Raw genomic sequence first — 13,605 nt, forward strand, 5'->3', positions numbered from 1 at the left:
AATGCGTCTCTTTTATTTAGATAGTGTTAACTTTTTGTAAAGTTCTCTAAATAACCATTATTTTTTTAATAATTTAAGTTATAATTATATTAAATCGCTTAAGGAGGACCTTGAATGTCACAAAAAGTATTGGTAGTAGACGATGAGCAATCTATCGTTACATTGCTTAAATATAATATAGAACAAGCTGGTTACCAAGTAATTGTAGCTTATGATGGAGTTCAAGCGTTAGAGAAAGTAAATGAAGAGAAACCAGATTTAGTAGTATTAGATGTAATGTTACCTGAGAAAGATGGAATTGAAGTTTGTAAAACGATTCGATCAGATAAAAACCAAGTTCCAATTCTTATGCTTACAGCTAAAGACGATGAATTTGATAGAGTGTTAGGTCTAGAATTAGGTGCAGATGATTATATGACTAAACCATTTTCACCTCGTGAAGTTGTAGCACGTGTTAAAGCTATATTAAGACGTGTTGGGCAAGTTGAAAATAAAAACTTAGATGAAGATGAAGATATTATTTTAGGTGCAATTAGAATTAGACCTGACTTCTTTGAAGTGTATAGAAATGATGAATTATTAGAATTGACACCAAAAGAATTCGAACTTTTACTTTACCTTATTGAAAGACAGGGTCGTGTGATAACTAGAGAACATATGTTGAATTCTGTTTGGAATTATGAATTTGCTGGAGATTCTAGAATAGTAGACGTACACATTAGTCATTTGAGGGATAAACTTGAAGAAAACCCTAAGCAACCTCAATTCATTAAAACGGTGAGAGGTTTAGGCTATAAGTTAGAAAGACCAAAGAATAATGATTAAGTTCTATAATAAATTACTAATTATACTTACAACTGTTACTGTTGTAAGTTTTCTTATATTAGGGTTTTTCCTTCATAATTCTAGTTACGATTTAATTTCTAAACAACAGCAAAAATTATTAAAGACTGAATCCAAAAAAGTATACGATATTGCAAAAAATAATCCAGAAAATATTAAAGATATTTTGAGTGTGTTTGATCAAGATATTTTACTGCAAAAAGATGGACGTGTGTTATATCGATCAAGTGAAAAAGATACAAATATATTTAATCAAAATAAAAAGCAAGCTATATCTGATGCAAAGACCTTTGATGAATATTTTGCAGTAGATAAGTCAGAATCTGAAGTGATGTATGCAAGAACATATGGTGATTATACAGTTGTCATTGCTAAACATACAGATACGATAGAGATTATTCAAAAAGATATTTGGAAATATTTATTATTAGTCTTATGTTTTACATTACCTTTAATCTATTTTGTCGTTCGATATATTAACACTTCTTATATACATCCTATTAAAGAAGTGACATATGCTACTAAATTATTGGCTTCTGGAAAATATCGTGTTAGAGTGCCAGAAAGTAATGTGAAAGAAACGAAAGAACTTTTTGTTAATACGAATGAACTTGCTAGAACATTAGATAATTTAAATAATGAACAGAAATTGCAACGTAATCGATTGGAAACGACTTTAGAAAATATTCCAAGTGCAATATTAATGTTAGATAGAGAAGGTGTTATTGTAATAGCGAATAAGACTTATCATGACTTGTTTGACAGAAATAGTCATGCTGAAGGGCAGTTATTTAAAGAAGTAATGCCTAATGTTGAGATCATACAGATGATGAACGAAGCTTTAAAATTAGAAAAACCTATGTTTGAACAAATTGAAATGTATATCAATGATGTTCATAATAAGTTTTTTGAAGTATCTGCAATTCCAGTATTATCTCGAAAAAAACGAAATCTATTAGGTTTAGTTGTCGTTATGCATGATATAACGAAGTTGAAGAAATTAGAACATATGAGAAAAGATTTTGTGGCAAATGTATCTCATGAATTAAGAACACCAATCACATCGATAAAAGGATTTGCAGAAACATTATTAGATGGTGCAAAAAATAATCCTGAATCGTTAGATATGTTCCTAAAAATCATGTTAGAAGAATCTAATCGAATTCAATCACTTGTTCAAGATTTACTCGAGTTATCAAAAATCGAACAAAATAGCGAGATACCGAAAGAACAAATATCATTAACAGAAATTGGCGAACATTCGATTAACACAGTATCAAATGTTGCTTCTAAAAAAGACATTCACATTACAAATCATATCGATAAAGAAGTATATGGATACGGAGATAAAGATAAATTAACACAAGTATTGATTAATTTATTAACGAACGCCATTAGTTATTCACCGAAATCTAGTGAAGTTATTATAACGATTAAAGAAGTAGAAGATGGTCAAATTATTTCTGTGAAAGATAATGGTATAGGAATATCTAAAGATGAACAAAAACGAATTTTTGAAAGATTTTATCGTGTTGATAAAGCGCGTAGTAGAGATTCAGGAGGAACAGGACTTGGTTTATCCATTACTAAACATATTGTAGAAGCACATAATGGACAAATCAAAGTAGAATCAGAAGTTGGAAAAGGATCTAACTTTATTGTAAAACTCTTTAATAAGTAATCTTTATATAATCTTTACAATTTATTCATATTGAATTAATCATGACGAGATAGAATAAACATAGACCCCTTCATTTTGATGATTATGCGAAATACATTGTGTATTTCGCTTTTTTTTGTAAAAAATTAAATATCGGTTTGACTATTTATATCATTACACTATGATAACGTTTTATTTATGCGAAACAATCTTATTATATAGTGAGATATGATAAAATATAATCAATATAAAGATGGAGGTATCTTATCGTGGAAAAATTGGTACTGATTGATGGTAATAGTTTATCATTTAGGGCATTTTTTGCTTTGCCTTTATTAACAAATAAAGCTGGCGTTTATACGAATGCTATATATGGTTTTACAATGATTTTAGATAAAATAATCAAAGAAGAAGAGCCAACTCATTTTATGGTTGCTTTTGATGCTGGAAAAACAACTTTCAGAAATAATATGTACAGTGAATATAAAGGTGGTCGTGAGAAGACGCCGGATGAATTAAGAAGCCAATTACCATATATCCGACAACTTGTGGAAAGTTATCATATTAAACATTATGAATTAGAAAATTATGAAGCAGATGATATTATCGGTACATTATCTCGTGAAGCGGATGAGAAAAATATTAAGACAATTATTATTACGGGTGACCGAGATTTAACTCAGTTAGCAAGTGAAAATGTAACGATTTATTATACTAAAAAAGGTGTAACAGATATTGATCATTACACACCTGAATTTATCGCTGAAAAATATGACGGTTTAGTACCTAACCAAATCATTGATATGAAAGGGCTTATGGGTGATAAGTCAGATAATATACCAGGTGTGCCTGGAATTGGTGAAAAGACAGCAATTAAATTACTGAAACAGTTTGAAACTGTAGAAGGTGTATATGAAAACATTGATGAGTTAAAGAAATCAAAGATGAAAGAAAAATTAATAGATAACGAAGACAATGCCAAGTTAAGTAAAGAGCTTGCTACGATTAATCGTGAGTCTCCTATTGAAGTTACAATAGATGAGTTGAAACTTACAGATCAAAATAATGACGAGAAGATAAAGTTATTTAAGACATTAGAATTCAAACAATTGCTTGATCAAATGGATGCAAGTGCTGAAGCAACAGATGACCGTGAGATTGAATATTCAACTCAAATTGATGACTTTGATTTTGATAGTGTGACTGAAGCGGCTATTCATTTTGAAACGAACGAAGCTAACTATTTAAAAGCAGATATACTTGGATTTGCTATTCATGCAAATGACGAAACATATGTTGTTTCTCCTGATGTTTTAAAAGAGCATAAAAAATTACAACAATGGCTTGAAAATGATCAAGTAACATTTGCAACATATGACGCTAAAAAGACGATTATTTTATGTAAAAGGTTAGGTATCGAAATTAATGGTATTCAGTTCGATACAATGTTAGCAAGTTATATTTTAGATCCTTCTAGAACAATTGATGATGTATACTCAGTCGTATCAGAATTTGGCATCTATTATGTACCGAATGATGAAAGTATATATGGCAAAGGTAAAAAGTTGCACGTCCCTGAACAAGATATGCTTTTTGAAAGTATCGCTAAAAAGGTAACGGCAGTTTATGAAACAAAAGATAAAATGATTCAATTACTAGATGAAAAAGATCAATTAAGTCTACACGATGACTTGGAATTACCGTTAGCACGTGTATTAGCTGAAATGGAATATATCGGCATAACGGTTGATAAAGATACTTTAGTTGAAATGCAAGAAGATTTGAAAGTACGTATCGATAAATTGATTGAACAAATTCATCATCATGCTGGTTCGGAATTCAATATTAATTCACCAAAGCAGTTAGGTGTCGTATTATTTGAAGATTTAAAACTACCAATTATTAAAAAGACAAAGACAGGTTATTCAACTGCAGTTGATGTGTTAGAACAATTGCGTAATGAACATCCAATTATTGAAGATATATTAGTCTATAGACAGCTAGCTAAACTTCAGTCTACTTATATTGAAGGATTACAAAAAATGATTACGTCTGAAGGGAAGATTCATACGAGATTTAATCAAACATTAGCTCAAACGGGTCGTTTAAGTTCAGTTGATCCTAATTTACAAAATATACCTATAAGATTAGAAGAAGGTAGAAAAATTAGAAAAGCATTTAGACCAAGTAAAGAGAATCACGTAATATTTGCTGCTGACTATTCTCAAATTGAATTACGTGTATTAGCAGATATTACAGGCGACGAACATATGAAAGAGGCATTTACTGCTAATGAAGATATCCATACGACAACTGCAATGCGTGTGTTTAATGTGAGTAAAGATGAAGTAACGTCAAATATGAGAAGACAAGCAAAAGCAGTTAACTTTGGTATTGTATATGGTATTAGCGACTATGGTTTAAGTCAAAGTTTAGGTATTACAAGAAAAGCTGCCAAACAATTTATTGATGATTACTTAGATAGTTTCCCTAAAGTAAAAGAATATATGGATACAATCGTACAAGATGCTAAACAAAAAGGTTATGTAGAAACGCTACTTCACAGAAGAAGATATACACCAGACATAACAAATCGTAACTTTAATTTAAGAAGTTTTGCTGAGAGAACAGCTATGAATACACCAATTCAAGGTAGTGCAGCGGATATTATTAAATTAGCAATGGTACAATTTGCGAATAATATGAAAGATAAAGATTTTAAAGGTAAATTATTATTACAAGTACACGATGAATTAATATTTGAAGTTCCAGAAGATGAATTAGAAGCATTCCAACCGTTTGTAGAAGATATTATGGATAATGCACTCGAGTTATCTGTGCCATTAAGTGTAGAATCTAGTTCAGGACAAACTTGGTATGATGCTAAATAATAAAAGGAAAGAAGATTATATATGCCAGAGTTACCAGAAGTAGAAAGTGTTAAAAAAGTGATAGAACCTAAAATTGTCGGTGCCACAATACAAAAAGTAACTTTTTCAGAAAAAGTTGAATTGGGCAAATCGACAGGTAAAGAAACAATTATTAAAGGTAGTTCTTTAGCTTTATTCAAAGAACGTACTGAGCATTACAAGATTATAAGTGTATATCGTAGAAGTAAATATATTTTTATGGAAATAGATAACGGTGAAAATAGCAATGTTATTATGTGTCACTTTGGTATGACGGGGGCATTCTTTACAGTTCCAGAATTAAGTCATATTGAAGTTGATAACCATAGGAAGCATTGGCACGTCATATTTGAATTAGATAACGGATTACAGCTTATTTACACAGATATTAGAAGGTTCGGTGAATTAAGAGCATTAGAAGATTTAAGTGAATATCCTTCAGTCTTAAAGATTGCACCAGAACCGTTTGTTGAAGAAGCTTACCAACATTACTTAAATAAAGTAATGTCAAATAAATTTATAAATAAACCAATTAAAGTCGCGATATTGGACCATACAGTTATTTCAGGTTGCGGTAACATTTATGCTTGTGAAGCTTTGCTAAGAGCAGGTGTTCTTCCAATGAGACCAGTGAAAGACTTAACTTCAAAAGAGTGTAAAGTGGTCTTTGATGAAGTGGTTAACGTGTTACAAGAGGGTATCGATAACGGTGGTTCAAGTATATCTGATTACTACAATGCAGATGGTGAAAAAGGGACAATGCAAGAAAAGCATAGAATATATGGTAAAAAAGTGTGCGGCCAATGTGGTGGGCAAGTATTACAAAAAGTCATTGCCACAAGAAACACGCACTATTGTCCAAATTGTCAAAAGTAGGTGTAAAAATGGCGAAAGTAATAGGTTTAACTGGAGGTATTGCAACTGGAAAGTCTACAGTATCTCATATTTTAAAAGATAAAGGATTTTATATAGTAGATGCCGATGTAGCCAGTCGAAAAGCAGTCGAAAAAGGAAGCGTTGGTCTACAACAAGTTAAAGAAGTATTTGGAGAAGAAGCAATTATAGATGGTGAAATGAATAGACAATATGTTGGATCTATCGTATTCAAAGATCCAACAATGCGAGAAAAACTAAACAATATTATTCATCCGATAGTAAGAACAATAATGGATAAAGAAAAAGAAGAGGCATTAAGTAATGGTAAAAATGTCATAATGGATATTCCGTTATTGTTTGAGAACAAACTGCAAAATACAGTCGATGAAACTTGGTTAGTTTATACAAATCAAGAAACTCAAATATTACGTCTTAAAGAACGTAATCAGTTAAGTGATGAAGAAGCAGAAGCAAGAATTCAATCACAAATACCAATAGATGAAAAGAAAACATTAGCTGATTGTATTATTGATAACAATGGAACTTTAAACGACTTACGTCATAATATTAATGATTTACTTAAAAGTAAGGCATTAAATCTTTAAAATTAAATAAGCTTGATATGAAAGTGGATGGATAGCATTTGTTATTCATCTACTTTTTTAATTTATTTAAGAAAAAGATAATAGAAAACGTTTTCAACAAACTTTTAATGTGATATACTAATTGCAATAAATAGTATATCACATTAAAAGGAGTTCTCGACTATGAAGAAAAATATCGCAATTAATGGTTTAGGAAGAATTGGAAGAATGGTCTTAAGAGGTGCACTTAAATCAAATGATTTAAATATTGTGGCTATTAATGCTTCATATCCAGCAGAAACAATTGCTCATTTAATTAAGTATGATTCTACACATGGCAAATTAGATGGAGAAATTAAAGCAGTTGAAGATGGCATCATCATTGATGGTCATAAAATTTTACTTGTATCTGAAAGAGATCCTAAATTATTACCGTGGGGAACTTTAGGAATTGATATTGTTATAGAAGCAACTGGTAAATTTAATCATGGAGATAAAGCAATCGCACATATTGACGCTGGCGCTAAAAAAGTTATTTTAACAGGACCATCTAAAGGTGGACATGTTCAAACAATTGTTAAAGGTGTAAATGACGATGCGCTCGATTTAAATGATTTTGATATTGTTTCAAATGCATCTTGTACAACGAATTGTTTAAGCCCGGTAGCCAAAGTTTTAAATGATACATTTGGAATCGAAAATGGATTAATGACAACTGTACATGCATTTACAAATGACCAAAAGAACTTAGATAATCCTCATAAAGATTTGAGAAGAGCACGTTCTTGTACGGACAGTATCATTCCAACTTCAACAGGTGCAGCAAAAGCATTGTCACTTGTACTACCTGAATTAGAAGGAAAAATGCACGGAATGGCATTAAGAGTACCAACATCTAATGTTTCACTTGTAGATTTAGTTGTAGATTTAAAACAAAATGTAACAGTTGAAGAAGTGAATGAAGCATTACGTCAAGCTAGTAAAGGGCCATTAAAAGGAATAATGGATATTAATGATGAACCACTTGTTTCAATTGATTTCAAAACAAATCCACATTCAGCAATCGTTGACGAACAATCTACAATGGTCATTGCAGATAATAAAGTGAAAGTACTCGCTTGGTATGATAATGAATGGGGATACTCAATGAGAGTTGTAGAACTTGCAGAACAAGTTGCTCAAATACTTGCAGAAGTGAGAGAACAAAAAATTTCATAAGTGATATAAGTTACATTTAAAACGTAATGTGGTAAATTAAATACCGCATTACGTTTTTTATTTAATAATAATACTGTTAAGTATCTATAAGTGCATTTTGAAAAGTAGTGAGCGTTTAAAAAAATAACAAACTACTGTATAATCAACCTATGTAATAAGTATATGAGGGGTGAAACGAATGAGATGTCCAAACTGTAAATATGAAAATTCTAAAGTTGTAGACTCTAGACACGCGGATGATTTAGTGGCAATTAGAAGACGAAGAGAATGTGAATCATGTGGATTTCGTTTCACAACTTTTGAAAGAGTAGAGCTCACACCTTTAATCGTCGTAAAAAAAGACGGCGCAAGACAAACATTTAATAGAGATAAAATATTAAACGGTTTAGTACGTTCTTGTGAAAAAAGACCAGTTGCTTATCAAAAATTAGAAGAAATTACAAATCAAGTTGAAAAAGAATTAAGATCTGAAGGTAATACTGAAGTATCTTCAAATGATATTGGTGAAAAAGTTATGGAACATTTAATGGATGTCGATCAAGTTTCTTATGTAAGATTTGCATCAGTATATAGAGAATTTAAAGATGTCGATCAATTATTAAAGTCAATGCAAGGCATATTGAAAGACCGAAAGTAAGGTGAGTATTAATGGCGGAATATTTTAGTGGTATCAAGCCAAGTGATGGCTTCTATGTTAAATCGAATTATAATTATACACATGTACATCAAGATATATTAGTTAGTTTATATACGCCATTAATTGGAACTGATGCAATTGGTGTTTATTTATATTTATCGCAGTTTAATTATCATCATGAAACAGAAGCGTATAATCATTATACAATTATGAATGATTTAAGAATTAATCTGTCTAGCTTTAGAGATGCTTTAGACTTGTTAGAAGGTATTGGCTTACTCAAGACGTATTTTAAGACGAATCAAGAAGCTCAATCATTTATTTATCAATTAGAGCAACCTGCTACAGCAGAGCAATTCTTTAATGATCCTTTATTATCTGTATTTTTATATCAACAAATTGGTAAGGCGAGATATATTAGGTTAAAAAATAGATATAAAGATGACAGTGTGACAACTCAAGGCTTTCATGAAGTGACTAAGAGCTTTACTGATGTATTTAAAGTGCCAAAGTTGACGAATGCTGAACAACAAGATGATATCAATATTCGACCGGAATATAAAAGTAAAGGACTCGATCTGTCAGACGTTCAATTTGATTTTGAAATGTTAGAATTATTGTTGAGTAATCATTTGATTTCTAAAGAAATTTTAAATAAACAGACGAAAGAAGTAATCATACAAATTGCTACTTTATACGGTATTACACCGGTTGAAATGAAGTCTATTATCTTAAAATCCATTACAGAAAACCAAACGATTTCACTACAAGATTTAAGAAAACATGCACGTACAATTTATCAAATAGAGCATGAAGGTGAACTGCCAACATTAGATTTAAAAAATGAAAAACCTAAAGCAAATACGCATTCTGAAAACAGCGAAGTGAACTCCTTGTTGTCTTGGTTTGAATTGTTGGATACGACAAGCCCAATAGAAGTATTATCATCATTTACCCAGTCTGAACCGACAATTGCACAAAAGAGAACTGTTGAAGATATTATTACACGCGAAAAATTACCATACGGTGTGATTAACATCTTGTTAGAGTATGTAATGTTTAAAAATAATATGCAATTACCGAAAGCATATATTGAAGAAATTGCTTCGAATTGGAAGAAACTTAAATTATCCTCAGCTGAAGAAGCCTATCATTATGTTAAAAATCTTGATAAACAAAAAGCTGAGAAGAAAAAAGAACGTAAAAATAATGCAAATAACCCTTATAAATTAAAATCAATTGAAAAGACACCAGAATGGTTATTAAAACAAAAATCTTCTGAATCAACTAAAGAAGAGAAACAAAATGATCATGAATCTGATGCTGCGTTTGAAAAAAGAAAACAAGCGCTTCAAAAAGAATTGGAAGCTTTTTGGAAAGAAGGTGATCAATAATGGAACCACTTGGACAACATTTAAAACAAAATAAAGATTTTCAAAAACGATTAGAAAAAATTAAAAAAGATACATTATCTCATAAAGAGGTAAAAGCATTTTTAGAAGAACATCAATCTGAATTAACGAACGAAATGATTGATAGAGATTTAGATCAATTACAAGCATATAAAGATCAATCGAAATGTTGTGAGAAATGTGGTAGTTATGGCACTTGTATCAACTTTGTGAAAGGTCATGTACCTGAACTATACATTGAGAATGACCACATCAAAACGAGATACTTACCTTGTCCGAACAAAATCGAATACGATGAACAAAGGTTTGAATCAAGTTTAGTGACATCATTCCAAATGCCTGAAGAAACGTTGAAAGCGACAATTAAAGATATATACATCGAAAATGAGTCTCGTATGCAAATCATTAAGAAAGCTATGGATATTTGTAATAAAATTGTAGCAGGTGAAGAAGTTAAAGGGCTATATATACATGGTCCATTCGGAACGGGTAAATCGTATATATTAGGTGCAATTTCGAATCAGTTAAAAGTTAAAAAGCAACCTTCAACGATTATATATTTACCTGAATTTATTAGAGTGCTTAAAAATGGATTTAATGATGGATCGTTCAGTAGTCGATTTGAAGCGGCACGTGAAGCTAAAGTGTTGATGCTAGATGATATCGGTGCAGAAGAACTGACGCCATGGGTTCGTGATGAAATATTGGGTCCATTATTGCATTATAGAATGGTTCATAAATTACCGACATTCTTTAGTTCGAATTTTAACTTTGATGAATTAGAATTCCATTTGAGCAAAACACGACAAGGTGCAGAGATTACAAAAGCTAGTCGAATTATGGAACGCATCAAAACAATCTCTGAACCATATGAATTAGATGGTAAAAACTATCGCGCTTAATTTTAGCTTGATATTTTACAGTAGAGTTGTATAATTGAATTATCGTAAATGAATATACAAATTTAGAGGACATGACGTCTATAAAGCATTCACAGAGAGTCTCATTGAGCTGAAATTGAGATAATGCAATATAAATAGTTACTCCCTCAATACATGATGTGTTAATCCACATTCGGCTCAAGACCGTTATCTTATGTAGAGTTATCGTACTTATACGTTAAGTGCGTTAATGAGGGTGGTACCGCGAGAGATTTCGTCCCTTTGGATGAGGTCTCTTTTTTGTGTTCTTTAATAAAAAAGAGGAGGAAGTCGTTATGAGTGAGATAAATATTAAGTTTCCGGATGGTAATGTGAAAGGGTTTGAACAAGGCACAACTACTGAAGAAATCGCACAATCCATTAGTCCAGGTTTAAGAAAGAAAGCTGTAGCAGGTAAATTTAATGGACAATTAGTAGATTTAACAAGACCTTTAGAAAATGATGGAGAAATTGAAATTGTTACACCTGGAAGCGATGAAGCTTTGGAAGTGTTAAGACATTCAACTGCACATTTAATGGCCCAAGCTTTACAAAGATTATATGGTGATGTGAAGTTTGGCGTAGGTCCTGTAATCGAAGGTGGGTTCTACTACGATGTAGATACAGAACATAAAATTTCTAGTGACGACTTTGAAACAATCGAAAAAGAAATGAAACAAATTGTGAATGAAAACTTTAAAATTGAACGTAAAGTTGTAAGTCGTGATGAAGCGAAAGCATTCTTTAAAAGTGATGAATATAAATTAGAATTAATTGATGCTATTCCTGAAGATGAAAATGTAACACTTTATTCTCAAGGTGAATTTACAGATTTATGTCGCGGTGTACATGTGCCTTCAACTTCAAAAATTAAAGAATTCAAATTATTATCTACTGCAGGTGCTTATTGGAGAGGTGACTCAAACAATAAGATGTTGCAACGTATTTATGGAACAGCATTCTTTGATAAAAAAGACTTAAAAGCATACTTGAAAGTATTAGAAGAAAGAAAAGAACGTGATCACCGTAAAATCGGTAGAGAATTAGAATTATTTACAACTAATCAAGATGTAGGTGCTGGTTTACCTTTATGGTTACCAAATGGCGCAACTATTAGACGTGAATTAGAACGTTATATTGTAGATAAAGAAGTCGCTATGGGTTATGACCACGTTTATACACCAATTATGGCTAATGTAGAATTCTATAAGAAATCTGGACATTGGGATCACTATCACGAAGATATGTTCCCTACAATGGATTTAGGTAATGAAGAACTTGTGCTTAGACCTATGAACTGTCCACATCACATGATGATTTATAAAAATAGTCGTCATTCATATAGAGAGTTACCAATTCGTATAGCAGAATTAGGTATGATGCATAGATATGAAGCAAGTGGTGCAGTATCTGGATTACAACGTGTAAGAGGTATGACTTTAAATGACGCACATATCTTTGTTCGTCCAGACCAAATTAAAGAAGAATTTAAACGCGTTGTTAATATGATTCTTGATGTGTATAAAGATTTCGGATTCGAGGACTATACATTCAGATTAAGTTATCGTGATCCTGAAGATAAAGAAAAATACTTCGATGATGACGAAATGTGGAATAAAGCGCAAGCAGTTCTTAAAGAAGTAATCGATGAAATGGCATTACCATATGAAGAAGCAATCGGTGAAGCGGCATTCTACGGTCCTAAATTAGACGTTCAAGTTAAAACAGCAATGGGTAAAGAAGAAACTTTATCTACTGCACAATTAGACTTCTTATTACCACAAAAATTTGATTTAACTTACATTGGTAATGATGGTGAAGAACATCGTCCAGTTGTTATTCATAGGGGCGTTATTTCTACAATGGAAAGATTTACTGCATTCTTAATAGAAGAAACTAAAGGTGCATTCCCACTTTGGTTAGCACCAAAACAAGTGGAAATTATACCTGTAAATGTTGACTTACATTACGATTATGCAAGAGCATTAAATGATGAATTGAAATCTCAAGGTGTACGTGTTCATATTGACGACCGTAACGAGAAAATGGGATATAAAATTCGTGAAGCTCAAATGCAAAAAATACCGTACCAAATCGTTGTTGGTGATAAAGAAGTTGAAAACCAAGAAGTAAATGTACGTCAATACGGATCAAAAGATTCAAAAACAGTTGAAAAAGACGAGTTTATCTGGAATATTGTGGATGAAATTCGACTAAAAAAGTAATAGCCTATTGAAATTTCTGGAATCATCGGGTATAGTTTTAATAGTGAAATTTAATTAAATATTCCTCAGTAATGAGTTAGAGGTTGCGATGCTCAAGAGTAATTATTCAGAAGCGTAATGGCGCGTATGTTGAAATAACGAAAGGGTGCATCGCCGAAACAAATCATATCCATAATATGATTTGTTGGGCCAGTGTTTAATAGATACTGGACTGTCACACTAAGTGATGTGCTACCAATTTGTATGGAATGTTCATATATCGGTCGCATATCTCAAGAGATATGCGACTTTTTTAGTGGCTCGATTGTGGAATGGAGAAAG

10 protein-coding genes and 1 riboswitch are annotated in these 13,605 nt (G+C 31.5%); all 10 genes read left to right on the top strand.

All coding sequences use genetic code 11. The features are described from left to right. The first annotated feature begins 114 nt into the window (after positions 1-114). The 10 genes from MHH94_RS06065 (at position 115) to thrS (ending at position 13,284) form a co-directional block, all read left to right on the top strand. Positions 115-825: a response regulator transcription factor gene (locus tag MHH94_RS06065; RefSeq protein ID WP_078355898.1), complete on the top strand. Its 711-nt coding sequence runs from the start codon at positions 115-117 to the stop codon at positions 823-825. Continuing rightward, on the top strand, positions 818-2,524 hold the full coding sequence (gene pnpS, locus MHH94_RS06070) for a two-component system histidine kinase PnpS (protein ID WP_232157104.1): 1,707 nt from the start codon (positions 818-820) through the stop codon (positions 2,522-2,524). Before MHH94_RS06065 ends, pnpS begins: the two co-directional genes overlap by 8 nt. Positions 2,525-2,772: 248 nt before the next feature. Continuing rightward, complete coding sequence (gene polA, locus MHH94_RS06075) at positions 2,773-5,394, top strand: DNA polymerase I (protein WP_058592057.1); 2,622 nt, start codon at positions 2,773-2,775, stop codon at positions 5,392-5,394. A 21-nt stretch (positions 5,395-5,415) separates the two neighbouring features. Continuing rightward, positions 5,416-6,288, top strand: a complete 873-nt coding sequence (gene mutM, locus MHH94_RS06080; protein WP_078355895.1) for a DNA-formamidopyrimidine glycosylase — start codon at positions 5,416-5,418, stop codon at positions 6,286-6,288. Positions 6,289-6,296: 8 nt separating this feature from the next. After that, entirely contained in the window at positions 6,297-6,893 is a 597-nt protein-coding gene (coaE, locus tag MHH94_RS06085) for a dephospho-CoA kinase (RefSeq protein WP_058592059.1), read from the top strand. A 162-nt stretch (positions 6,894-7,055) separates the two neighbouring features. Next, positions 7,056-8,090: a glyceraldehyde-3-phosphate dehydrogenase gene (locus MHH94_RS06090; protein WP_058592060.1), complete on the top strand. Its 1,035-nt coding sequence runs from the start codon at positions 7,056-7,058 to the stop codon at positions 8,088-8,090. Positions 8,091-8,268: 178 nt separating this feature from the next. After that, positions 8,269-8,727, top strand: coding sequence for a transcriptional regulator NrdR (gene nrdR, locus MHH94_RS06095; RefSeq protein WP_025904300.1), 459 nt, complete (start codon positions 8,269-8,271; stop codon positions 8,725-8,727). An 11-nt stretch (positions 8,728-8,738) separates the two neighbouring features. Then, the gene (locus tag MHH94_RS06100; RefSeq protein ID WP_107609267.1) at positions 8,739-10,121 is read left to right on the top strand and encodes a replication initiation and membrane attachment family protein; all 1,383 of its coding nucleotides are present in this window, start codon (positions 8,739-8,741) and stop codon (positions 10,119-10,121) included. Next, complete coding sequence (dnaI, locus tag MHH94_RS06105) at positions 10,121-11,041, top strand: primosomal protein DnaI (RefSeq protein WP_048539618.1); 921 nt, start codon at positions 10,121-10,123, stop codon at positions 11,039-11,041. Before MHH94_RS06100 ends, dnaI begins: the two co-directional genes overlap by 1 nt. Positions 11,042-11,355: 314 nt before the next feature. Then, positions 11,356-13,284, top strand: a complete 1,929-nt coding sequence (gene thrS, locus MHH94_RS06110; RefSeq protein WP_058592062.1) for a threonine--tRNA ligase — start codon at positions 11,356-11,358, stop codon at positions 13,282-13,284. Positions 13,285-13,353: 69 nt separating this feature from the next. Then, positions 13,354-13,526: riboswitch (Lysine riboswitch) on the top strand. Positions 13,527-13,605: the final 79 nt, after the last annotated feature.

It is taken from the genome of Mammaliicoccus sp. FSL K6-3158 (assembly GCF_038005105.1).
Lineage (GTDB): Bacteria > Bacillota > Bacilli > Staphylococcales > Staphylococcaceae > Mammaliicoccus > Mammaliicoccus sciuri.